Origin of the sequence: Opitutus sp. (assembly GCA_024998815.1) — a bacterium.
GTDB lineage: Bacteria > Verrucomicrobiota > Verrucomicrobiia > Opitutales > Opitutaceae > Rariglobus.
Genome location: JACEUQ010000002.1, coordinates 502,174 through 526,440, shown reverse-complemented (window position 1 = coordinate 526,440; position 24,267 = coordinate 502,174). Strand labels below are relative to the sequence as shown.

Here is a 24,267-nt window from a genome sequence, read left to right as displayed (position 1 = left end):
GCATGAAACACATATCCTGCCTCACGTCCACGGGCTGCGGCCCGATCAAGCTCCTCGGTGATTGCCTGGCCGTCGTCCTCGCGACCCTGCTGAGCGTCGCGCCCGTCCAGGGCCAGATTTTGCCAATCGTCCTGGCCCCCGCCCCCACCGCGCTGCCCACCGGGGCCAACGTCGTCTCAGGCGTGGCGAGCCTTCAGCAAAGCGGCGCCAACCTGACCATTACCCAGTCGTCCCAGCAGCTGATTACGAACTGGCAGACCTTTAACATCGGCAGCGACGCGAGCGTGCGTTTTGTGCAGCCCAGCGCCTCGAGTGTGGCGCTCAACCGCGTGCAGTCGTCCGACCCCAGCGCGATCTACGGCTCGCTCAGCTCCAACGGGCAGGTGTTTTTGCTCAATCCTGCCGGCGTGATTTTCGGAGCTTCGGCGCGCGTGGACGTGGGCGGTCTGGTGGCCTCCAGCCTAGCGCTGAGCGACGCGGGCTTTTTGGCCGGGCGCCATGCGTTCGAGAAAAACGCCGGTGCGGCGGCCGCCTGGGTGGTCAATGCCGGGCAAATCCGTACCGCCGAGGGCGGCTACGTGGCCTTTCTCGCCCCGCGGGTCGAGAACCAGGGCACGATCAGCGCCGCTCAGGGCTCGGTGGCCCTGGTGGCCGCCGACAAGGTGAGCCTGAACTTTGACGGGCAGCGTTTGATTAACTTCACGGTCGACCAGGGCGCGCTCGATGCCCAGGTGCAAAACAGCGGGCGGCTGCAGGCCTCGGGCGGCGCGGTGCTGCTCTCGGCGCGTGCGGCGGACCATTTGACTCAGTCGGTCGTCAACCAAAGCGGTGTGATCGAGGCGAGCAGCCTCACGACCAAGGGCGGACGCATCGTGCTGGAAGGCGACGCGATCACCCTCTCCGCCGGCTCGCGCACTGAGGCCACCGGCCCAACCGGCGGCGGCGAGGTGCTGGTGGGCGGGGACTGGCAGGGCGGCGGCCCGCTGTATCAGGCCACCACGGTGAAGATGGAAGCGGGCGCGAGTATCGATGTTTCGGCGACGCAGGCCGGTGACGGCGGCAAGGTGGTGCTGTGGAGCGAGGTGGCCCAATCCGAATCGCGCACCACCGTGCAGGGCAGCATTTTTGCCAAGGGCGGCCCCGTCGGCGGCAATGGCGGCCAAATCGAGACCTCGGGTTACGTGGCCGAAGTGGGTGGCGCCACGATTTCTGCCTCCGCCGCCAACGGAGTGGGCGGCCTGTGGCTGATCGACCCGACCGACGCCACCATCGACCAAACCATCGCGAACACCTACGTCGCCACGCTCAACGGCGGCACCAGCGTCCTCAACGAGGTTTCGGGAAATATCTCGATCGATTCAGGCGTGACCTTGGCCAAAACCGTCGGCGGCGATGCCACCCTAACGCTCAAGGCGACCGGGGACATCGTGTTTAACAGCAGCGTGGCGATTAGCTCCACGCTGGGTAAATTGAACACCGTGTTGTGGGCCGACAGCGACAGCAACAGCAGCGGCAGCATCCGCCTGCTTAACGGCTCCAGCATCATCAGTAACGGGGGCGACATTACCATGGGCGGCGGGGCCAACCCGCTCAGCGGCGCGGCATTTGGTGATCGCGGGGTGGATTTGGATTCCAACGTGACGCTCACTGCGGGGGCCGGGAGTGTTTCCCTGCGCGGCACCAGCAATCGCAGCACCGGTGACACGGGCATTGGCGTGCGATTGATCGACCATGTGGTCGTGACGGGGGCCGACATCACGGTGGTGGGAACGGGTTCGGCCAACGCGGGAAGCGCCGATCGTAATTGGGGCGTGTCGTTGGAGGCCACTTCGTCGATCACGGGCACCGGCACGGTGGCGATTACCGGTACAGGCGGCGTTGGAAGTGGCAGCAGCGTAAACGGCAATAACAACCAGGGCATTTTTCTGGACTCTAGTTCTTCGATTACGGCCAGCGGCAGCGGGGCGATGACGCTCACCGGTACCGGTGGCGGAACCGGGACTTCGACGACCAATTTCGGCATTTATCTTTTGGGCAGTAGTGTGGTTAAAACGACCGGCGCTGGTGCGCTCTCCCTCGTCGGAACGGGGGGCAATGGAACCAACGGACTATTTGGCGTCAAAGTTAACGGCTCTACGGTGTCGGCAGAGGGTGTCGACGCGGGATCGACCGTTTCCATCACCGGCACGGGGGGCACGGGCCAAACCGGTAGCGGCGCGACTCATGGCGTCAGCATAGAAAACAGTGCTGTGGTCGAATCGGCAGGCGGCAACGTGACGGTAACCGGTACCGGCGGAGGCAATGGCAGCGGCTCCTACAACATGGGAGTTGTTGTTCAAAGTGGAGGAATTGTTCGGTCTGGTGGGGCGGGCACGCTGGCCATTGCAGGCACCGGTGGTTCAGGCGCGGGTTCCAACCAGTACGGTGTGCTGTTAAGTGGCGGCAATATCAGATCGGCCGGCGGTGCCATTGGCGTTACGGGTGTAGGCGGCAGCAGCGGCGGCACCGACAGTTTCGGTATCATCGCTGAGAGCACAAGTACCGTGGGCGACAACAGTTCAGGTGCTATCACTTTGCACGCCACCGGCGCCAGTGGGAGTTCCGATCTTAATGTGGCGAGTACGGCTTTCGGGGGTGCCAGCTACGCGGGCAACATCGCCATCAACGCCAATACGTTCTCTTCCTATTCTGCTTCTACGCTTCAAACCACGGGTGGACTCACCATTGCGCCCCGGACATCGTTTAGTTCGACGTTTACCTGGAGCGGTTCCAACGCGGGATCGCTCACCGGTTTGACGATCAACAGTTTGTCGTCACTTGGCGGGTTGACCCTCGGCAAGAGCGGTAACACGGCTGACCTGACCATCGGCGGGGCGAGCAGCATCGCTGGTCCGATCAACTTGTTTGGCGGTAATATCGCGATAAACGCAGCCCTTACCGCAACCGGTACGAACACCACCACACTCACCGCCACCGGCAGTATCAACGGCAGTGGTTTGATTACCTCAACGACGGTGGATCTTAACGCGGCCACGGGCATTGGTAACACCACCGCGCTCAACCTGGCCGCCAGCAGCATCTCCGCTGATACCACCGCGGGTAAGATCGACCTCAATAACGCGCTGGCAACCGCCACGACGGTTACCTCGCTTACGTCGGCTTCGACCACGGATCAGGGCATTCTTATCACCTTCGATCAGACCGGAGGCGGCGCTGTGAATTTCACCAATGTTTCGACTGTAGGCAGCACGGGTGGGTTTGGCGACATCAGCCTCAGCAACACGGGCGCCAATCTGACCATCGGCACTGCGGCCACCACGTCCGGGGACTCCCGGATTTTTCTCACCACCACGACGAGCGGTAACCTTATCCTCACCGGCACGACCGGTTCGGCGAGTGTTGGCGATGGCGGGCTCAATTTCACCTCGGCCGGAAACATCAGTGGCGCGGGGCTCGTTACCGGAAACGCCATCAACACCCTGCTTGCCCAGACGGGTATTTCCTTAAACACCGCTGTTGGGGATGTATTCCAAGAGATCGTCACCGCTGCCGGCGACATCACGATCAGCAACACGCAAGCCCTTCAACTGCCTGCGTTCACCGCCCCAGGGAATGTCACCCTAACGAGCACGGGTGGCGTCATCCGGCAGTATGAAACCTTCTTTAGTATCGTCGTAGCGGGCACGACTAACCTGACCGCCGGCGCCAACGCCATCACGCTGAATAATGCCACCAACGACTTCACCGGCGCCGTGAGCCTGTCGAACTCGGGTGCCAACAACGTCAGCCTGCGCGACACCAACGCGCTGGATCTGGGCACGGTTGGGGTGGGTTCGGGTACGCTGACGGTGCAGTCCGGTGGAGCGCTCACGCAGTCAGGGGTCATCACGCAGGCCGCAAGTGCTGGAGCGGCATCGTTCACGGCAGGTGCAAACGCCATCACCCTCAACAATGCCAGCAACAACTTCACCGGCACCGTCAGCCTGTCGAACTCGGGTGCTAATAACGTCAGCCTGCGCGACACCAATGCACTGGATCTGGGCACGGTGAGTGTGGGTTCGGGTACGCTGACAGTGCAGTCCGGCGGAGCGCTCACGCAGTCGGGGGTCATCACGCAGGCAGCAAGCGCTGGGGTGGCTTCGTTTACCGCAGGTGCCTTCGCCATCACGCTGGCCAATGCGAGCAACGACTTTACGGGTGCACTGAGTTTGTCGAACTCGGGTGCTAATAACGTCAGCCTGCGCGACACCAATGCACTGGATCTGGGCACGGTTGGGGTGGGTTCGGGTACGCTGACGGTGCAGTCAGGCGGCGCGCTCACGCAATCGGGGGTCATCACGCAAGCCGCCAGCGCCGGGGCGGCGTCGTTCACGGCGGGCGCCTTCGCCATCACATTGGCCAACGCCAGTAACGACTTTACCGGTGCACTGAGTTTGTCGAACTCGGGTGCCAACAACGTCAGCCTGCGCGACACTAATGCGCTGGATCTGGGCACGGTGAGTGTGGGTTCGGGTACGCTGACGGTGCAGTCGGGCGGTGCGCTCACGCAGTCAGGGGGCATCACGCAGGCAGCCAGCGCCGGGGCGGCATCGTTTACCGCGGGTGCCAACGCCATCACCCTCACCAACGCCAGCAACGACTTTACCGGCACCGTCAGTCTGTCGAACTCAGGTGCCAACGCCGTGGCGCTCACCGATGCCAACGCACTCACGCTGGATAGCTTCACACTGGGGGCCGGGACTTTCACCGCTACAGGCACCAGCATCACCCTCAGCGGGGATATCACCACCACGGGCAGCCAGACCTATAACGGTGCGGTCTTGGTCGGTGGCACGACCGTGACATTGGCCGCAGGCTCCGGGGCCATTAGCTTCAACAATGAGGTCAACAGCAGTGCTTCGGGGACTCACAATTTGGTGCTGAACTCCACGGGCCTAACGACGCTGGGCGGTGCGGTAGGCACCACCACTGCCCTCACCAGCCTGACCACTAACACTGGCGGCACGACTGCGCTCAACGGTGGCGCTGTGACCACCACGGGCGCCCAAACCTATGGCGACGCCATCACGCTTGGCGCTGATACCACGCTAACCGGGGTTGGCAGCAGCTTTGCCGGCACGATCGACGGCGCGCACACGTTGACGATCTCCGACAGCGGCACGCCCAGCTTTGGTGGGGCCTTGGGTGGCTCCACTGCGCTGACCGGCCTTGCACTCTTGGGAGGCGGCAATTTCACGCTGACAAATACCAGCAACCGACTCGGCATTTTGGCCGGCAACGTGGGGAGCCTTGCGGTGGTTAATGCCGGTGCGTTGACCATCGGCACGGTGGGGGCAACCCAGGGGATTACGGGCACCGGGACGCTCACGATCGCCACCTTGAGTGGTGATTTGACCGTGGCGCAGGCTGTGGTGACCACCAACACCACGAGCGGCGCGGTTGTTTTAAATGCGGGTAAATCGGCTGGGGCCGGCACCGCTGCGGGAGGTGAGTTAATCCTTACGGGCTCTCCCACCGTGAGCGTGGGCACGGGCGGTCGCGCGACCTTGTTTACCGGCAGCGTTTCCGGCAGCACGGGCTTGGCTACGCTGGTGGGTTCAGGCAGCGGGCGCTTCCGCTACAACAGCGACGAAGTGAGCGATGGTTTCAGCACGGCGCTAGGCGCGGGCGTCTTCGCGATCTACCGCGAGCAACCCACCCTCAGCGTGACGGCTAGCGCCGCGTCCAAGACCTTTGATAACGCCGCTTTTACCGGCGGAAATGGCGTGACGAACAGCGGCTTCGTTAACGGCGACACCGCGTCGGTGCTGACGGGTACGGTTGCCTTTGGCGGCAGCAGCCAGGGCGCGATTGCAGTGGGCACCTACGCGATAAGTCCCAGCGGTTTGGCCAATGGGCTGGGTTATGCCATCAGCTTTGTCGATGGGACGTTGACGGTGTCCGCCCAACAGGCTGCTACTGTGTTTGAGCCGCTCCCCGTTCAGCCCGTCACCCCAACCGATACGGGAACCGGCGGTGACTTGATCGGTTCGGGGGGCGCGCTGGTGGTCCCAGGAACACCCGGCGGCCCTTCGTTGATCTCGATGCTTCCGCCTGAAGCGGCGACCGCGCCCGGTGTTGAAATCGCGCGGAGTGGTAACGTGTTAACCCTAACCGGAGCCGGCACGCCCCGGGCTAATGGCGGAGAAACGGTGAGCAGCAGTTTTGCCGTGATCGTTTTGCGGGCCAATCAAGCGCCAGCACAGGAAAGTTCCTTTGCGCTCACCCAAGCCGACGACACGCTCCAGCTCAGCCCGCTCTCGGGCAGCGCGCTCCAAGCCCTGACCGAGCCAGGCAAGGTGCTGGCGAGTTATGCGTTTGAGATTACCGATCCCCAGCTGGGCGCCATGAGCTTCAGTGCCGAAGTGACCGATACCGGGTTGGTGATTAAGGTGAGTTCTGGAACGGCCTCCGAGCTGGCCAGCACCCAGCGCGATCTGTTGGTGGGCACGGCGTTGTTGGTCGCACAACGCAATAAAATGGCCACGGCAGCTCAGGTGAAATCGGTGTTCATCGACTTCCGCTAAGTGGGAGAAAAGCAGTGCACCCTGAAGCCGGGCCCGATTCGCCAATCGGGTCCGAGGCAGGAATTCGAGCCGCAGTGCAGGGCGCGGGCGTGACGGCCTAATTGGCGCGCGGTTGCGCAGGCGGCGCGCCGATGGGCACGCGGCTGAGCCGGCGGATTGCGCAAAGCATCGCCCAACCGTCTCGGCCCAACTTGAGCCGACTGCCGGGTTGCCAGCGCCAACGCACCGGCATCTCCCTGATCGTCGCGCCCGCCTTTTGGCAGGCCAGTAACAACTCGGGATCGAAGGCGAAGCGCTCCTCTTTCAGTTCACGTCGCACCGCACGGTAGATCGCAGCGGGCATGATTTTGGCACCGCATTGGCTATCCCTCACCGTTAACCGCGTGTGCCAGCGCACCCAGGCGGCGAACAGGTGGCTCAGGGCTTGGCGCAAGGGCGAACCCCAGCGGGCGTCGGCTCCGGCGACGTGGCGGCTGGCGCAAAGGCAAACCGGTGCGGGAGCGGCCAAAGCTTCGCGGCAAAGGCGCAGCAGTTCGTCGGCTTCCACGCTGCCGTCGGCATCACAAAACCCCAGCCAACACGCGTCGGCGGCGCAGGCCAAGTCCCAGCCGGCGTAAACCGCACCGCCTTTGCCCCTGTTGGTCGGAAGGCGGTGCAGGGGATTTACAAAGGCATATTGGGCGCGCCATGCCTCGCAGCGGTCAGCCAACGCTTCCGCCAACTGTGAAGGGGAGCCGTCGTCTACGATTTGTACGGTCACGGACAAACCAGACGCGGCGAGGGCGGGAAATAACCGTTGGACAAAGGCGTCGAGTCGCACGGTTTCGCACCACGCAGGAATGACTAAGCAGATGCTACTGGATTGGGATGGAACGTTCATTCAGTCCGCGGTGAGGTCGAAATGGGACCAAGCAGCGGGAAAAGCCCAAAGGGTTCCAGTGCCTCGGCGCGTTCCTCGGCGGCGATGAGGGCAAACCCGGTTTCCGGCAAGCGCGTGGCCAACTGATCCAGTTCGGCGCGCTCGAGGAGCATGGCGGCGGTGGAAAGGCCATCGGCGGCGGCCGCTGAGGGTGCGCTCGCCCAGGTGCGGAAAAAACCGTGCGACGGCGAACCATCCCGCGGATCCAAAATGTGTTTACCTTTAACCGTCGAGCCGGAGGCACCGAGCGCGATGTCGGCCAGCCAGATGCTTTGGCGGGCAGTCAGGCCGATTTCCCAGCCTGCCGTACCGGGAGGAGCAGCCAAGGCGAGTAAGCTGCTACCGCCTGCCAGCAGGAGGGCGTGCGGCAGGTCCCACTCGCGCAAAACCTCGGCGGCGCGGTCAAGGGCGTAACCTTTGCCAATGGCCCCGAGGTCGAGGTGAACGGGGCCCCCTTCGCAGGTCACTCGGCCTGCTTCAGGATCTAGCAGGAGGCGACCGCGCGGGGTGGAGGCGTTCGCCACCACGCCGTGGGCGGGACGTAGGTGGCCGAGTGCCGGGTCAAAGGCACCGCCGGTCGCCGTCGCCAAGTCCAGCGCCTGGCGCAGGCAGGCGAAGGTGTCGGGGTGGAGGCGCATCGCCTCACCCGGGGCAAGGCGCCCGAGTTGACGCACTTCGCTGTCCTCCCGGTAACGGCTGAGCAGCGACTCCAGCCGGTCGATGCGGCTGAATATCTCCTGCGACGCTTGTGCGGCGTAATCGGCATCCGTCGTGTCGATCCTCAGCTCAAACCAGGTGGCCATCGCCTCGTGCCGGTAGCGCTGTTGGGACCGAAAGGCCGAGGTGGAGGAGGATAACATGGCGAATAGGGGTAGATGATTGCCGCTGAGCGGCTCAGAGCTGGGGGAACTTCACCCAAACGGCGCCAGCGCGGGAGCTGGCCACGGCGGTCTCAATAAACGCCATGCCTTCGACGCCGTCCTCGATGGTCGGGAAATCGAGGTCGGCCGGCAGCGGTTGGCCAGCCTGGGTGGCGCGAATCGCCCGGAAGACCTCGCGGTAAATGTTACCGAAGGCTTCCAAATAACCCTCGGGGTGGCCGGCCGGAATACGGGTGACGGCGGTCGCAGCGGGACCGACGTAGCCGTTGCCGCGTCGCCAGATTTGCGTGGGCTGATCTGGGAATTTGAGCAGCAACTCGTTGGGGTGTTCCTGGCTCCACTCCAGGCCGGCCTTTTCGCCGTAAACGCGGATGTTGAGCGCGTTTTCTTCGCCGACGGAGATCTGCGAACTGTGAAGCACGCCCTTGGCGCCGCCTTCGAAGCGCAGGAGGATGTTGCCGTCGTCGTCGAGGGCGCGGCCTTCGACGAAGGTGGTCAGGTCGGCGCAGAGTTCGCTGATGCGCAGGCCGGTGATGTAGCGGGCTAGGTTTTCGGCGTGGGTGCCGATGTCGCCGATGCAACCGGCCGCGCCCGAGCGGGCGGGGTCGGTGCGCCAGCCGGCTTGTTTTTGGCCGGTGGCTTCGAGGAGCGTGGACAGCCAGCCTTGCGGGTACTCGACCACGACTTTGCGCAAGGTGCCGAGGCGGCCTTCGCGGACAAAGGCCCGGGCCTGTTTCACCATGGCGTTGCCGGTGTAGTTGTGGGTGAGGGCAAAGATATTGCCACTGCGGTGCACGATGTCGCGCAAGGTCCGGGCTTGGGCGAGGTCGAGGGTAACCGGTTTGTCGCAGACGACGTGAAAGCCGGCTTCGAGAAACGCTTGAGCGGGGCCGAAGTGCTGGTGATTCGGCGTGACGATCACTACGAAGTCGAGTCGATCGGCGGCGGGGCGTGCGGCCTCAACGCGGGCCATCTCGGCGTAGGAGCCGTAAACGCGAGTCGGGTCGAGAAATAGGTCCGCGCCGGAGGCGGCGGATTTTTCTGGATCGGCGGAGAAGGCGCCGGCGACGAGCTCGGCCTGGCCGTCCATTTGCGAAGCGATGCGGTGGACAGCGCCGATGAAGGCGCCGCGGCCGCCACCGATCATGCCGTAACGAAGTTTGCGATTTAGAGACATGGGAGAGGAAAACGGAAAGTTACACAGAGGGCACTAGAGGATGCACAGAGGTCACGGAGAAAGACATGGTTGGATTGGCTCTGTGGCCTCTGTGTCACCTCTCGTGCCCTCTGTGTAATTCTGTTCGTTATTGCTGTTTTTTGTCGAAGGCGGCGTCGAAGGCCACGGCACTGGGGGAGAAATCCAACCGACGCACGAAGGCGGCGGATTCAGTGGCTCCTTGCACGCGATCCATACGGATGTCTTCCCATTCCACGGAGAGCGGTCCGCGGTAGCCGATGTCGTTGAGTGCTACGATGACGTCCTCGAACCGGATATCGCCGCGACCCACCGAACGGAAATCCCATTGGCGACGGGCGTCACCAAACGAGGTGTGGCCGCCGAACACGCCGACCGTGCCGTCACCGTGGCCCCACCACACGTCTTTCATGTGGGCGTGGAAAATGCGGTCGGGGAAGCTGCGGATGAATTTAACGTAATCGACGCCTTGGTATCCGAGGTGGGACGGGTCGTAGTTGAAACCGAAGCGGCGGTGGTTGTTCACGGCCGCGAGGGCGCGCTGGGCCGAGGCGATGTCGAAGGCGATCTCGGTGGGGTGAACTTCGAGGGCAAAGTTCACGTTGACCGCATCGAAGGCGTTGAGGATGGGCGTCCAACGCTTGGCGAAGTCGGCGAACCCGGCGTCGTAGTAGGCCTGCGAGGTGGGCGGAAAAGCGTAAAGCGCGTGCCAGATCGAGGAACCGGTAAAGCCGTTGACCACCGGCGCGTGCGGGATGGCCGGGGCCAGCGAGGCGGGGCGGGCGTCAAAAAAGGCACGGGCAGCCTGGCCGGTGGCGATCATGGTGTCGGCGGCACGGCGGCGTACGCCCTCGGGGTCGCCATCGCCCCAAACCGTGGGCGAGAGGATGGCCTGGTGGCGGGCGTCGATGGGATCGCAGACCGCTTGGCCGACCAAGTGGCTGGAGAGTGCCACGCAGGTCAGGCCGTGGTCGGCGAGCAACTCCCAGCGTTCACGGGCGTAGGTGGGCGAGGCGGTGGCGGCCTCGACGTCGAAGTGGTCGCCCCAGCAGGCGAGCTCAAGTCCGTCATAGCCCATTTTTTTGGCCAACGGTGCGAGTTCGGCGAGGGGAAGATCGGCCCATTGGCCGGTGAATAAGGTGACGGAGCGTTTCATGAAAAGTGAGTGCGTGATTCGTTAAGCGAGGCGGCGGAATCGGAGGCCGCGCGCTCAGCCGCGCGGCCTCGTTGGAGAGCCAGTGTCTGTTTAAACCTCCTGCAGCTCGTTTTGCTTTGCCTTGGAATGCTTCGAGGTGGAATCGAGCGAGACCGGACGGTAGCCGCCCTTGGCGCGGAAAAACAGGAACAGACCGATGTAGCCGACCAACATCAGAGCGGGGAAAATCGCCATGTGGCCGAGGGCATCGAATTGCCCGGCGAGTTGCGCGGCGGCCAATTTGGCCTGAGCGGCGGGTTCGGCGAGCGCGGCAGCTTTGTCGGCCTGAATCGCCTGGTAGCCACCGAGCAGGTAGGACTTTTCCACCAACACGGTTTGGGCGATCGAGGGAGCCTCGGTGAGCAGGTGGGCGCTGGCGGTTTTTTCCTGCACGGCGCCGATGTAGGGGAAACCGAGCACGCCGACGGCGATCATGCCGACGCCACCCATGGCGTTGAGCGTGAGCGCACCGCCACGGGGCGATTGTTCGGAGGCGACCCCCAGCATGGTGGGCCAGAAGAAGGTTTTGCCCACGGCGTAGAGGGTAGCCGCAGCGAAGATGGCGAGAAGCGAAGCCTCGGCGCAGTGCGACAGCAGGGTAAGGCCGACGATAGCCAGGACGGAGCTACCGATGAGCAAGCCGATCGGCGAGAGACGGTGAATGATCGAGCCCGCGAAAAAGCGCAGGGCCATCATGATCGCCGAGGTATAAACCAGAACCCAGCCGGGGTTGTGGCCGGCGGCGGCCAGCGGGTGCTCCATCAAACTGCTGATCCAGCCGTCGGTGCCGATTTCGGCGGTGGCCAGCGGCATCATGAGGAGAATGAGAAACGCGAGTAGGGCGTTGCCCAGACGTCGGGTGTAGGCGCCAAAACCGAGCACGACGGTGGCGGTCAGGCCGATGGTCACGCCCGTGCTCCAGCCGAACACTTGACCGAGTTGGGCGAAAATCAGGCCGAAGGCGACCAAGGCACCGAACATGCCGAACTCGCCGAGCATTTCGCGGTAGGAAACACCGGCCTGCTCGCGTTCGCTTTGCGGAAACTTGGCACCGATCAGAAGGCCGAAGAAAACAACCGAGGGCAGCGCGATTAGACCGAGCACCAGGCGCCAGTCGCCGTGGCTGGCGGTGGAGCTCAGGCCGATAGTGATGAGGCCGCCGAGCACCAGACCCGCAGGCCAACCGGCGTGGAGTTTATTGAGCCACTTGGTCTTGTCGGTCTTGAAGATCGTGGCGACGAGCGGGTTAACAAAGGCTTCTACGGTACCGTTGCCCAGGCCGAGGATGATGCTGCCCCAATAGAGCAGGCTGTAACCACGGTTTTGAGCGGCTTGAAGTGCGACGCCCTCGAGCCCTTGGATCGAGAGGTAGGCGAACGAGGCCATGGCCAGATAACCGGCGTAACAGGCGAAAGAAAAAATCATCGCCACACGATAACCGACCCGGTCGATGATCAGGCTGAACAAGATGATCGAAATGGCGAAGGGCCAGATGCCCGCTCCTTGGAGTTCGCCGAGCTGGACTTTATCCAAACCGAAATCGGTCTGAAAGCGGCCGAGCAACATCATGCGAGTGATGAAGCCAAACGAGGTGGCGATGAGCGCGACGAAACAACCCCAGAAGACAAGCTGGCTGGGATTGGTTTTGGGTGAGACGGACTGTGTCATAGGTGTGTGTGGGAAAGTGGGAAAGGGGGAGCTGAGGTCGGTCAGCGAATACGGGAGAGAAAGAGGGTGAGGCCGGGACGCACTTCGTAGGGCGTGAACTCCATGCCCGGTTCGGCGAGGGCCCCGAGATACTCGGGCTCAACGAGCACGATACCCGGTTGAAGCGCGGCGGGCGGCTCCGGCCAGTAACCGACCTCGTAGCGCCGTAGAATCCACGGCAACGGCCAGTAGTCGCGGGCGATTACCTGAACCCGCAAAGGACGCCCGGACTTGGTGGTGGTGGCTTGGGCGGCGAGATCGCGCTCCAGGCGGGCGAGGTCGGCGCTGCCCGGCGAATAGGCGAGCGGGTTGGCCGGATTGACCGCGTGGCGCTGGCAGCGCGCCAGGGTCTCGGTCGCCAGCAATCCGGCGACTAAAAACCCGGCGGCCACCGCCAGCCCGACGAGCCGCCGTTCGCGCAGGCGGGCGACGAGGTTTTCCGCACCCAGACCGGCCAACAGCGCCAAGGGCAAGAGCGGCGCTAGGATGAGCCAGGGAGTTTTATAAGGGAGGATGGAGAAGAACGACGCCAGCAGGACGAAACCCAAGGCGAGTGCCCGGGCCAGGGGGTGGCGGCGGTGGGCCCATAAGCCGAAGCCGCCGAAGCCGAGTAAAAGCCACGTGCTCCACGGCCAGCCGACGGGCGTCGGGGCCAAGAACCAGCGCGCGTAGGTGAACCACGGAAAAGCGTGCTCGGTGCCGTGGCTGCGTCCCACGTGTTGGCCAATGGCGCGAAACAGATCGAACGCACGCTCAGGGTGCCGGCCGAAGTCGCTGTAAAAAAACAGCACGACGGCCAAACACACCGCACCCGCTTGGCCGCTGACGACGACCAGTCGGCGCCAGGGCGGACGCGCGATGCCGAGAATCGCCAGCCCCAGCAGGCCCATGAGCGGCGCCCCGGTTTCCTTGGTCGCGAGTAGCAACCCGGCACAAAGACCCGCTAGCAGCGTCGTGCGAACTCGGCCGCCGTTGACCGCGTGCCAAGTGGCGACGAACCAGCCGAGCAGCAGCAGGATGACGAACGATTCGTGGATAAACGTGCCGCTGTAGTAAACAAACGGCGCAGACAAACTGAGAAAGAACGCAGCACCCAAGGCGGGCGTTAAACCGAAAAGTGTGAGGAACCAAGCAGAGGCTGTGGCGGCGAGGGCGGCTCCGGCGACCGCCGGGAATATCCGGAGCATCCAGATTTTCCGGTCGGCCGCTTTGAGCGGGCCCGTCACACCCAGGACTGCGGCGGTGAGGTGGTAGAGTGTGGGTCCGTGGTGGTCGTGGGTGAGATAACGGTAGCCCTCACCGTTGAACAGGCCGTCGAGCTGGTAAGCGTTGCCCGCCTCGTCGGGGTGAACCGGCCGCGACTCCAACCCGGGCAAACGAAAGCAGAGCGCCACCCCAAAAACCAGCAGCGGCAGGAGCCAACGGGTCATGGGGCGGCAGCCAATCACGAGGTCGGCGTGCCCCAGACTTCGACCTCGGTGTAATGGTTGGCTGAGTTTGCAGAGCTACCGTTGCTATAAAGGCGCACGTAGCGGCCCTTGGCGCCCTTGGCGTCGAGCAGGCGGCCCTTGTTGGTTTCGATGTAGGATTTGTCTTTGCCGGCGCCGCGGCCGCTGAGGTTTTTGGCGTCGTTGTTGTAGATCACCGTGACCCCGGAAATGAAGTCGGGGTCGTCGGAGATTTGCACCACCATGCCGAGGTAAACGCGCTGCTGGGAATGGAAATGCCAGACGTAAACCGCGTTGATTTCGGCGGTTTTTCCGAGGTCGATCTGCACCCACTGGGTGCCCTTGGCCATTTCCACAAAGCAGCCTTCGGAGGCGTCCTTGTCGCCATCGGTGACGAGGTCGTAGTCACCGAGCAGTGGTGTCGGGTCGCTGCTGGTCACGGGCCGTTTGAGCGCGAGGTTTTGGGCCGTTTTGGGGATGAGGAACGGCGCGTCGGCGGCCGGGGCGTTTTCGAGGTTGTCGACTTTGATCGCCACTGGCGTGCCGACGAGCATCGGCTTGGGCAGTTCGGTGACCAAAGGCACCAGGTCGGCGGCACGCACGGTACCGGTGAGGGCCAAGGCGGAGAGCAGGAGAGCGAGGGTGGGTTTCATGAAATGAAGTGGGTTAAACTAATTCGCATTCAACTTTGGCAGTAGCGCAGACTTCCAGTCTGCTCAAAGGCAGGCTGGAAGCCTGCGCTACGGGGAGGCGGGTTAGACGACAGGTTCTTCGATGGTGATGAGCTGACGTTTTTCGATGGCTTCGATGGCTTTGAAAATCGGGTATTCGCTGCGGAAGGCTTCGTCGGCCGGGCAGTTCAGTTTGGCTTTGCCGCGGATCGCCTGAAAAAAGTTCTCCAGGTGATACTGGTGGATGGCCTTGTTCAGGGTGATCGGCAGACCATAGGTGGCCAAGGGGGCGGTCTCGCGGGCGTCCACTTTGGCGTCGGCGGCGGGCGCGGCGGCAACGGGTGCGACGTCGGCACGCAGGTAGTTTTTCCGCGCCCACTCTTCCCAGGACGGTGCGGCGGCTTCGCGGTAGATTTTGGTCTGCGTGGGGTTTTCGGAAATACGCACGGTGCCCTCGCTGCCCATGAACTGCTCCCAGTAGCCGCCGCCGGAACTGGTGGTGGTTTGCACTTGGTAAAAGGCGCGCGCCACGTGGCCTTCGGGCTGGGGGAATTCGTAGATCACCATGGCGTTGTCGAACCACTCGTGGGTCTTGTAGAAATCGACACCGCCGCTGGCGATCACCGTGCTGGGCAACCGACCAAAGAACCAACTGAAGATATCGATCTGGTGGGCGCCAAGGTCGGAGAGCGGGCCGCCGCCGAATTTTTTAAACCAACGCCAGTTTCTAAACGTGGCCATGTCGGGGAAACCGTAATGGGCCAAGGTTGCCGCCGGAATGTCGGACTTTTTCGGCCAGCCGAGATCCTTGGTGGCAGCGCGGTTCCACTGGGCTTGAGCACCGGTCAGTTGGCCGCACAGCTTAGCCTCACCCAGCAGGCGCTCACGGGTGAAGCGGTAGCGAGGATTACTGTGCCGCTGGTGACCAATCTGGAGCAGGCGGCCGGTCTCTTTCATTGTCTGCACCATGGAGCGGGCGCCCTCCACGGTGTTGGACATCATTTTCTCGCAGTAAACGTGCAGGCCGGCCTTGAGGCACGTGTTGGTGTGGGGGGCGTGGAATACGTCCGGGGTGGCAATGATGACTGCGTCGAGGCCCTTTTCCTTGGCGAGCATCTCATCGAGGTCGCTGTAACCGGTGAGGTCGACGCCAGCCGCTTTGAAATAACGTTCTCCGTAGGTGCGCGCGTAGTCCCACATGTCGCACAGGGCGACCAGCTTGATGTCGCCGATTTTGAGCAGGCTCTCGGCCAGTACCCGTCCTTGGGCACCGTAGCCAACCAGGGCGATGCGCAGCGGCTTTTCTGACGACCCGGCGCCGGTGACTTGAGCGAAAAGCCGGGGAGTGCTGGCGAGCGCGAGCGCTCCTGCGGAAAGGCCGAGAAAACTCCGGCGGGAGAAACCGGTGGAGGGGGAGACGATGTTAGTGATGGGGTTCATGGATTAGGCGCGGGTAATGGCGAAGCGGTTGTGGTCAACCAAGGTTAGCGCGAGGGCCACTAGGCCCACGTGGATGGCCAACCAGGACACACCGGCATCTTGGCCGATAAGCATGAGGCCGAAGGTGAGGGAAGCGTAGAGCCCGGCCATGGCGAAGAGAGTCAGACGGTTGGCCACACCCGCCAGCAGTAGAACTCCGAGGATGATCAATGCCGGTCCCAGAAGGGTGTAAAAGGGCGTGCAGAGAAAGCCGGGCAGCAGAGGTTCGGAGGCGAACTTGGTCTGCAAGGAGTCGGGTAGGGCGTGGTAGTATTTCAGACCATACACCTTCTTCTCCACGTCCATCATTGCCCCGCTCATGTCGGGTTGCCCGGCGGCATCCAGCATTGGTTCTTGGACGGTGATTTTGGCGGAGTATTTTTCGAGGCCGGTGATGAGGGCGCGTGAGCCCAGCCAGAGGCGGAGCGAGAGAAAGGCGAGCGAATGCCCAGTGAAGCCGAAGACGGTGGGCGGGGTGAGAGTACTCATGATTTAAATAGGTGGTAAGGGTTGAAAGTTAGGCGTCGTGGAGAGTGTCATCAGCAGGCTGGGCTTAAGATGCGGCGGGTTTGGGGGCGGCGAATTCCTTGAGGAATGCCTCGGACTCCTTGCCCTTGAGTAGTCGGACGGCTGCAATGAGTTTAAAGAAAGCGCGGCGGTTCATGTTGGGGGGGGGGGGGGGGGGGCGGTTAAGCAATCGACACAGGGTTTATAAACTTAAGCTGGGGATCGGTATTATTGCCGATGCGCTATGCGGTAGCGGCGCGGCGTAGTGCCAAAATTTTGGGTGAACAGCGCGGTCATGTGGCTTTGGTCGCAAAAACCACAGGCAACCGCGATCTCGCCCACGCTGTCGTCGGTGGTCAGCAGCAGGTGGCGGGCGGCACGCAGGCGCACGGTGTTCAAGTAGCGCAGCGGCGAGGTTTTAAAAATCTGCGCAAAATGCCGCTCAAGCGTGCTCGCCGAAAGCGCTGAAACCTGGGTGAAGTCCTGCATGGTCAGGCTTTGCCCATAGTGCTGTCCGATGTGTTCCAGTACCGCGAAAATGCCGGGCGGGCAGGCGGCGTTCGCGCCGTCGATTAGGCAGGTAACACCGGCTACGCCGATCACCCGGCCATCTGCATCGCGTAAGGCAACTTTGGAGACGGTGCGCCATTCAAACGTGCGGTCCGGACGCGGGACGGGTTCGATTTGCTGGAGCAGGGGTTCGCCGGTGGTCATCACGGCGCGGTCGTCGGCTACGAAGCGGGCGGTGATCTCAGGCGGAAAGAAGTCGGCGTCCGTGCGTCCCAGCACGTCTTCGGGCTTGGTTGCACCCAGCATCGCCACGAAGCCGGGATCTGCCTGAACGAATCGACCCAGCTCATCCTTGGCGAAATAGTTCACGTCTTGAACTTGGCCGAGCAGCAGCTCGATGTGGCGGCTGCTGTTCATACGCCGATGGAACGCATCGAGGTTGAAAGCGGCCGTCTGCGGGGTGGCAGGGGGCTCGGCGAGGGGCATGAGCCGAAAACTGCCGAAGCTTAATGTCGGGTCAATATTTTTATTAGAAAAACATCACCTGGGTTAATTTCCTGTTTTGTTTTGTTGGGATTTTTTAGTTAAATCGTTACTTTATAGCATGTATTAGGGGGATGAGTTGAATGTTGAATTTGTGTGAGTGCGTCATGCGTCGATGCCTAGTGTGGTTAGAAACAGCGGCGTGGGTTTACCTTCGGGCTCCGGCGGCGGCGACCGCGGCTGCAAAACGGGCTCCACCTGCAGAATCCATAATTCTGCTACTGGCCGGTCTCTAATACCAAAAGCTAAATGGTTTTAGACTTTGTTTGGATAAGGGAGGGACGACCTCCGTGTCGTCCGTGCCTCGATCCAGACCACACGGAGGTGGTCCCTCCCAAAGTCTAAATTCAAAGAGACGCCGGTCTGAAGCGCGGTGGAAAACAGCGCAATGTAGCCGACCTACACCGCCACGCTGAAGTTGAACGATTTCGCACGCAAAAAAATATAAACGAACCGGTTAACCGCTAATGAACGCTAATAGCCGCTAATAAAAAACCAGGAATACAGGGCTTCTGCATGAGCGTATCTTAGCGTTCATTAGCGGTTAAAAATTCCGTTGTTTGAAGCGGGACTCCTGAGTGGACCTGTGGCGGACATGGAGGTTGCGCCTCGACACCGGGCGGCTGGGGAACGCATTTTGGGGGCGAACTTTTCTGTCCCTGTTATGCCTCGCCCCCATTTTTCAAGGTCTACGCGCTGGTGCCTGGTAGCGAGTACGCTGCCGTTGGCCACGCTTTCGGCCCAAGCCCAGGAGGTCGGCGGGGGGGCGGCTCAATCGGCGCCGTGGATCGTTCCAGCCTTGGGTGTACTGGCGTTGGGCGGGCCGCTGGCCTGGTGGCTCAATGGCCGGTTGCGTCGGCAGGTGGGCCGTCACAGGCAAGCCCTGCATGCCTCCGAGACGCGGTTACGCAGCCTTTTCGATCACGCGCCAGTGGCTATCGTGGAGACGGATTTTTCGGCTGTGGTTGCGTGGTTGGATGAACTGCGCCGGCGGTGCCTGATCGACCTCGATGCGTTTCTGTTGGCGCACCCGGCGGTGGTGGCCGAGCAGTTGAAGCAAGTGCGGGTGGTGGATGCTAATCGGATCGTCCTGCGCTTAAGCGGGGTGGCCAACGTCGCTGACTACATGGCCAGCCTGCGTAGCGAGCCCACACCAGAGGTGCTGGCGGCTTTTGTGGCGCAGTTAAAGTGCCTGTGGGCGGGAGAGTCCGAGATGACCCGCGAGCTCAACAATCGCGGCATCGACGGCCTGCCGGGCCACAGTCTGATGCACTGGAGTGCTCCCGTGGTGGAGGGGCGTCCCGATTACAGCCGGGTACAGGTCGCGTTCACCGACTTGAGCGGGCTGCGCGCCGCTGAGGGCAAACTTCAGGATGTCGAAGATCGCTGGCGGCTGGCGGTGATGGGCATTAACGCGGGCTTGTGGGAGTTTGATTTCGCCACCAAGGAGACGTTTGTTTCGGAGCGTTGGCAGGAGATTATCGGCTATTCCAGCACCGAGATGATCAACCCGGGTGAGGATTTCTGGCCGCGCATCCATTCCGATGACGCCAAGGAGGTGAAGCTGAAGTTGCAGGCCTATTTGGCCGGAACGAGTAGCAGTTATTCGGCTGAATTCCGGATGCGCTGCAAGGACGGCAGCTATAAGTGGATTCGCTCGCAGGCCATGGCGCTGTTCGAATTGTCGGGCAAGCCGATCCGTATGGTCGGTTCGCATACCGACATCGACGAGCGCAAGCGGGCCGAGGACCAGCTGCGCGCCTCCGAGGCGCGGTACCGCGTGCTCTTTGAGAACTCGCCGGTGGCGATCATCGAATACGACCTTCGCGGCCTGCGTGCGTGGTTGGCCGGGTTACGCGCGGAGGGCGTGGCGGATTTCAACACCTATGCCGATGCGCATTCCGAGGTGTTTAACCACCAGCTTAACGGGGTGGTGCTCACGGGGGTTAACAACGAGACTTTCCGCCTGGTGGGGGCCACCAATCAGGCCGAGGTGTTCGCCTCGCTTTCGCGCATCGTCACCAGCGATGTGGGGAAGGTTCGCCGTGCCCTTTGTCATGCGCTCTGGGACGGGCGCACCGCGATCGAGGGCGAGATGCAGATTAACGCGATCGACGGTACGCCGCGCCGGGTGTTTTACCGCTGGTGGGTGCCGTCGCTGGGCGGTGAGCCTAACTACGCATGGTCGCAGGTCGTGTTGGTGGACCTCACCGGCATCAAGCGCACCGAGGCGGCGCTGGCTGCGGAGCGCGAGCGCCTCGCGGTGACGCTGCGGGCGATGGCTGAGGGCGTGGTTACCACCGATGTGCAGGGGCGTGTGCTGTTTTTGAATGAGGCCGCGTGCGAGCTGACGGGCTGGACGGCCACTGCGGCGATCGGCCGGTTACTGGAGGAAGTCTGTGTGCTGCGTCATGAGAAGAGCCGGCAGGCGCTGCCGCCGCTCGTCGAAGCGGCGATTAGAACTGACCAGGTGGCCGACCTGCCGCCGCGCACCGCGCTGTTTGACCGCACGGCCACGCCGAGGCTGGTCGAGGGCCGTTGCGCCCCCATTCACGACGTGCACAACCAGGCGATTGGCGCGGTGCTGGTGTTGCGCGACGTCACCGAGCGCGCGCGGTTGGAGGCCGAGATCCTGCGGGCCTCGAAGCTGGAATCGGTGGGGGTTTTGGCCGGCGGCATCGCGCATGATTTCAACAACCTGCTCACGGTGGTGATGGGCAACATCACGCTGGCCATGCTCGATGTGCAGGTGATGGCTGCGGCCGGGCGCTGGTTGCAAAACGCGGAGGTTGGGGTGATGCGGGCGCGCGACCTCACCCAACAATTGCTGACCTTTGCCCGCGGCGGGGAGCCGGTGCGCTCCGCCGTGAACCTGCCCGACGTCATCAAAGAGGCGGCGCATTTCGCTCTGCACGGCTCGAAGGCGCGGTGCGATTTTACCATCGAGGAGGGCTTGTGGACGGCCGATGTGGACAAGGGCCAGATCGGGCAGGTGGTGCAAAACCTGGTGATCAACGCCGTGCAGGCCATGCCCGAGGGCGGGGTTATCCAGATGACCTTGGCCAACCAACGCCTCGGGCCCACGACGATCGCCCAGCTGGGTGCGGGCGAGTACCTGTGCATCACGCTTCAGGATACGGGTGAGGGAATCCCGGCGGAAAACCTGGCGCATATTTTCGAGCCCTACTTTACCACGAAAAAATCGGGCAACGGGCTGGGGCTTGCCATGGTTTATTCGATCATTCGCCGCCATTCGGGGCATATCGAAGTCGACTCCGAGTTGGGTCGTGGCACCCGCTTCCGGTTTTGGTTGCCGGCGGTTCCGGGTGTCGTCGCAGTGCCCCATGAAGTCGCCGCCGCGCCGAAGACCTATACAGGGCGGGTTTTATTCATGGATGATGAAGAGCCGATTCGCCTGATGGTGTCGGCGTTGCTGGAACGGCTCGGTTTTCAGGTGGTGGGCGCCGTTGACGGACGGGAGGCGATTTCGCTCTACGTCGAGGCGCTGGCCGCTAACTCACGCTTTGATCTGGTCATCATGGATCTGACGGTGCCGGGAGGAATGGGCGGCAGGGAGGCCATGCTGGAGCTTCGTAAGCGGGACCCCGGAGTGAGGGGATTGGTGTCGAGCGGCTATTCGAGCGACCCGATCATGGCCAACTTCCGCGCTCACGGTTTCAACGGCATGGTGGCCAAACCCTACCGTTTGACCGATCTAGCCAAGACGATCCGTGCGGTGATGGATGATTCGCAGGGGTGAGAGGCTTGTGGCTGTTGAAAGTAGCGCAGACTTCCAGTCTGCTTTGTGCCGGCACGTTCAAGCACTCTAGAAGCAGACTGGAAGTCTGCGCTACTTGTTCGGCCGGCCCGCGCTACAGCTTGAACTCGGTCTGGGGCGCCGCCGTGGGGGCGATGAGGGCTTGGTGGCTAAAATAGTGGTCGCTCAAAACCGGATGCAGGCGGTAGAGGCGGTCGAGTAACGTGGCCAGGATGTCGCTGAGTTTACCCGTGGCCGCCGCGCCCGTAGCCACTTCGTCGTTAAAGTGTCCCGATAGCCGGACCTTGGCGATGAACTGTAATAATTCGGCAACCGTCGCGACCATGGGGCCTTCGCCGGCTTCACCCAGGTCCTGGCGGATCGATCGCAGGCTGGTTTTAATCTGGTGCAGATTGTGGAAAATACTGCGGGGCGCGTCGGGTTGTTGCAGGAACAACTCGGCCACCCGGCGCGGTTGGCTGCGCATCTGATAAAGCCGGCGGTAGGCGTCTTGGGAGCCGAGCATGCGCAACAGCGCCGAGAGCTCAGGGTTGTCGCGGTACGGAGTGCGGGCCTCGGCCGGGCCGGCGGGTTCCTTGGTGGCAGGGGCGGCCGAGTCGAGCGCGCCGAGCACGTGGCGCAGCGCACTGCAGGTCATGGTGGCGCGCTCCAGGTGCATGCCGATGTGCAAAAAGTGCCAGCCCGCATCCTGGATCATGGTGCGTTCGGCCAGGCCGATGATGGCGTTGATTTCCGTGAGCACGGCTTGCACCGCCTGGGCGGGCAGGGCGGGGTCGCGGGCGGTGTGCAGGCTGGCGCGGCGGGCGGCGGTGGGCCTTTGCTGGAGCAGCTCATCAAGGCGGCGCTGCAGGCGGCCCAGCGTGGTCCAGACCTCGGGGCTCACGTAGTCGCGCAGTTGACGGGCGTTTTCTACCGCCCAGCTCACCGAGGAGTAAATTGAACTGGAGTTGGCCGCGTCCAGCGACATGCGCCACATCAAGTCGGTGGACAGCGAGGCGTGGGGATTGGCGCGGGCAGTGATCTTGTGGTCGGTGTGGCCGGTGGCTTCAAGCAGGCCGCGCCACAGCGGCAGCCAGCGGCGGCGGTCACGCGCGGAAATCTCCTCCAGCGACACGTCTTCCAAAATGGACAACATGCGCGCGGTGGCCTCGGCGCGCTCCAGGTAACGGCCAAGCCAGAACAGATTTTCTGCGGCGCGGGAACCGAGGGTGTGGGTCTGCACGCCGCCGGCGGGTGACTCGTGATCGGCGATGTCGCCGGAGTTGGCCTGGGTGTCGATGAGAACAACGGTGTCGGCGGTGGTGCCGACACGGGCGGGGTTGGGTTCGGCGGCGCTGATGTGGACCAAGCCGCCGGGGAAAACCGAGAAGTGTTTACCCTGGCAGAGTACGAAGGCGCTCAGGCGGGCCGGGGGGGCGTTGCGCGAGCCGGGGCTGACGGGCAGCAATTGCAGGCGCGGCCGGGCCACGAAGGCGTGCGGGTTGGCGCGCACGATGGGGGACAGGCCATCGGGGCCGAGCAGGGCACCGTGCGGCGCGGTTGGTGCGCGGGTTGTTGCGGTGGACAGCCAGTCGCCAATACGCGCGTCGTGGGTGGGCTGGATGCGCAGGCTGTCGTGGTTTTCCAGGATGTAATCGAGGTGGTCGGTGTCGCCGCAGGTGAACGTGGGAACCGATCCGAGCAGGGGCTTTTCGCCCAGGTAAAACCGAAGCAAGCGCGGGGCAAACGCGTTGAGCGCGCGGCTCTCGGCCACACCGGTGCCAATGGCGTTGGCGACCACCACCCGGCCCGAACGGATGCACTGGAGTAGGCCGGGGATACCGGCGTTTTCACGGTCGGTGGAGAACACCACCGGGTCGATGTGGGCGTCGTTGAGGCGGCGATAGATCACGTCGACGCGTTCCAGCCCGGCGATGGTTTTGAAATAAACGCGGTTATCGAGCACTAGCAGGTCGTCGCCACGGGCCAGCGGCAGGCCCATTTTGCGGGCGAGGAAACTGTGTTCGGAGTAGAACGGGTCGTGCGGGCCGGCGGTGAGCACCACGATCGACGGCGCGCTCACTGAGTCGGGGGCCAACGCGCGGAGGTGGTCGAGCAGTTGTAGCGGAAAATTGATGACGCTGTGGTAGTCGGGCAACGCGCGGTACAGTTCGCCCGCCTCCTGGGTCATGAAGCGGCGGTTTTGCACCGCATAGCTCAGGCCGATGGGGGTGTTGGTGTGGACGTCGTCGAACAGCCAGCCGTCGGTGGTTTTAACCAAGTCGAAGCGTAGCAGGGTGGCCGGGCTCTGCCGGGTGGGCTCAAGACCGAGGCAAGGCCGGCGGTAATACGGGTTGGCCAGGACGAGTTCGGGCGGGATGATCCCCTGGTGAAGCGCCTGTTGGCCGCCGTAGAGGTCGACGAGCAGCGCGTTGATGTAATGGGCGCGTTGGCGCAGGGCGGCTTCGAGCAGCGCCCACTCGGGGGCCTCGATCACCAGCGGGGTCGGCTCGAGCTCCCAGAACGGCAGTCCGGCGGGGCCAGCGGCCACCCCGAAGTCGGTCAGGCCTGCATCGCGAATGGAGGCACGCAACCGCGTGCGCAACGGGCGGAGTTGCGCTGGATGGAGCGAGGGAAAGTGAAGCGGCCGAGCGGACGACATGAAAGGCGAAGCGGATAAAACAGGGGGGCGGGCGCTAGGCGCAAGCACGTCGTTTGCCAGAAACGGGTGGATTTTTAGCGAAACTGTTTCGGTAACTTTGGGGGTAACCGCAATGCCTGTAAGGCATTGGGCGCGCAGGCATAACCAGCTTTTAGCCAAGCCCATGGGCGAGACGCCCATGCCACGTTAAGAACCAAAAACGGGGCGGGACGCCCAAGGCGCTCAGG

13 protein-coding genes are annotated in these 24,267 nt (G+C 63.0%); 2 read left to right on the top strand and 11 right to left on the bottom strand.

The genetic code is table 11. The features are described from left to right. The first annotated feature begins 2 nt into the window (after window positions 1–2). Window positions 3–6,566: a filamentous hemagglutinin N-terminal domain-containing protein gene (locus H2170_10085; GenBank protein MCS6300435.1), complete on the top strand. Its 6,564-nt coding sequence runs from the start codon at window positions 3–5 to the stop codon at window positions 6,564–6,566. Between the two features lie 97 nt (window positions 6,567–6,663). Here H2170_10085 and H2170_10080 read toward each other — a convergent pair whose 3' ends face one another. From H2170_10080 to H2170_10035, 10 genes are all read right to left on the bottom strand, one after another. Next, on the bottom strand, window positions 6,664–7,446 hold the full coding sequence (locus H2170_10080; protein MCS6300434.1) for a glycosyltransferase: 783 nt from the start codon (window positions 7,444–7,446) through the stop codon (window positions 6,664–6,666). After that, the gene (locus tag H2170_10075) at window positions 7,443–8,345 is read right to left on the bottom strand and encodes an FAD:protein FMN transferase (GenBank protein ID MCS6300433.1); all 903 of its coding nucleotides are present in this window, start codon (window positions 8,343–8,345) and stop codon (window positions 7,443–7,445) included. Before H2170_10075 ends, H2170_10080 begins: the two co-directional genes overlap by 4 nt. Window positions 8,346–8,379: 34 nt before the next feature. After that, a complete protein-coding gene (locus H2170_10070) occupies window positions 8,380–9,543 on the bottom strand; it encodes a Gfo/Idh/MocA family oxidoreductase (GenBank protein MCS6300432.1) in 1,164 nt (387 codons plus the stop codon). 127 nt (window positions 9,544–9,670) lie between these two features. Then, window positions 9,671–10,717 (bottom strand): sugar phosphate isomerase/epimerase, encoded by a 1,047-nt coding sequence (locus H2170_10065; protein MCS6300431.1) that lies wholly within the window; start codon window positions 10,715–10,717, stop codon window positions 9,671–9,673. 90 nt (window positions 10,718–10,807) lie between these two features. Then, window positions 10,808–12,424 carry an MFS transporter gene (locus H2170_10060; GenBank protein ID MCS6300430.1) on the bottom strand — a complete coding sequence of 539 codons (1,617 nt, stop codon included), beginning with the start codon at window positions 12,422–12,424 and terminating at the stop codon, window positions 10,808–10,810. Window positions 12,425–12,465: 41 nt separating this feature from the next. Next, complete coding sequence (locus H2170_10055; GenBank protein MCS6300429.1) at window positions 12,466–13,893, bottom strand: hypothetical protein; 1,428 nt, start codon at window positions 13,891–13,893, stop codon at window positions 12,466–12,468. A gap of 14 nt (window positions 13,894–13,907) precedes the next feature. Next, entirely contained in the window at window positions 13,908–14,564 is a 657-nt protein-coding gene (locus H2170_10050; GenBank protein MCS6300428.1) for a hypothetical protein, read from the bottom strand. A 102-nt stretch (window positions 14,565–14,666) separates the two neighbouring features. After that, window positions 14,667–16,022 carry a Gfo/Idh/MocA family oxidoreductase gene (locus H2170_10045; GenBank protein MCS6300427.1) on the bottom strand — a complete coding sequence of 452 codons (1,356 nt, stop codon included), beginning with the start codon at window positions 16,020–16,022 and terminating at the stop codon, window positions 14,667–14,669. Between the two features lie 3 nt (window positions 16,023–16,025). Continuing rightward, a complete protein-coding gene (locus H2170_10040) occupies window positions 16,026–16,550 on the bottom strand; it encodes a hypothetical protein (GenBank protein MCS6300426.1) in 525 nt (174 codons plus the stop codon). A gap of 246 nt (window positions 16,551–16,796) precedes the next feature. Beyond that, complete coding sequence (locus tag H2170_10035; GenBank protein ID MCS6300425.1) at window positions 16,797–17,564, bottom strand: AraC family transcriptional regulator; 768 nt, start codon at window positions 17,562–17,564, stop codon at window positions 16,797–16,799. A gap of 721 nt (window positions 17,565–18,285) precedes the next feature. On the opposite strand from H2170_10035, the gene H2170_10030 reads away from it, so the two are divergent. Continuing rightward, on the top strand, window positions 18,286–21,381 hold the full coding sequence (locus H2170_10030) for a PAS domain S-box protein (GenBank protein MCS6300424.1): 3,096 nt from the start codon (window positions 18,286–18,288) through the stop codon (window positions 21,379–21,381). A 112-nt stretch (window positions 21,382–21,493) separates the two neighbouring features. On the opposite strand, the gene H2170_10025 is transcribed toward H2170_10030, so the two are convergent. Then, window positions 21,494–24,040 (bottom strand): circularly permuted type 2 ATP-grasp protein, encoded by a 2,547-nt coding sequence (locus tag H2170_10025; GenBank protein MCS6300423.1) that lies wholly within the window; start codon window positions 24,038–24,040, stop codon window positions 21,494–21,496. Between the last annotated feature and the right edge of the window lie 227 nt (window positions 24,041–24,267).

Bases quoted from the DNA above. Each gene is read 5' to 3' on its own strand.
- H2170_10085 (MCS6300435.1), top strand. From the start codon at position 3: ATGAAACACATATCCTGCCTCACGTCCACGGGCTGCGGCCCGATCAAG.
- H2170_10080 (MCS6300434.1), bottom strand. From the start codon at position 7,446: ATGAACGTTCCATCCCAATCCAGTAGCATCTGCTTAGTCATTCCTGCG.
- H2170_10075 (MCS6300433.1), bottom strand. From the start codon at position 8,345: ATGTTATCCTCCTCCACCTCGGCCTTTCGGTCCCAACAGCGCTACCGG.
- H2170_10070 (MCS6300432.1), bottom strand. From the start codon at position 9,543: ATGTCTCTAAATCGCAAACTTCGTTACGGCATGATCGGTGGCGGCCGC.
- H2170_10065 (MCS6300431.1), bottom strand. From the start codon at position 10,717: ATGAAACGCTCCGTCACCTTATTCACCGGCCAATGGGCCGATCTTCCC.
- H2170_10060 (MCS6300430.1), bottom strand. From the start codon at position 12,424: ATGACACAGTCCGTCTCACCCAAAACCAATCCCAGCCAGCTTGTCTTC.
- H2170_10055 (MCS6300429.1), bottom strand. From the start codon at position 13,893: ATGACCCGTTGGCTCCTGCCGCTGCTGGTTTTTGGGGTGGCGCTCTGC.
- H2170_10050 (MCS6300428.1), bottom strand. From the start codon at position 14,564: ATGAAACCCACCCTCGCTCTCCTGCTCTCCGCCTTGGCCCTCACCGGT.
- H2170_10045 (MCS6300427.1), bottom strand. From the start codon at position 16,022: ATGAACCCCATCACTAACATCGTCTCCCCCTCCACCGGTTTCTCCCGC.
- H2170_10040 (MCS6300426.1), bottom strand. From the start codon at position 16,550: ATGAGTACTCTCACCCCGCCCACCGTCTTCGGCTTCACTGGGCATTCG.
- H2170_10035 (MCS6300425.1), bottom strand. From the start codon at position 17,564: ATGCCCCTCGCCGAGCCCCCTGCCACCCCGCAGACGGCCGCTTTCAAC.
- H2170_10030 (MCS6300424.1), top strand. From the start codon at position 18,286: ATGCCTCGCCCCCATTTTTCAAGGTCTACGCGCTGGTGCCTGGTAGCG.
- H2170_10025 (MCS6300423.1), bottom strand. From the start codon at position 24,040: ATGTCGTCCGCTCGGCCGCTTCACTTTCCCTCGCTCCATCCAGCGCAA.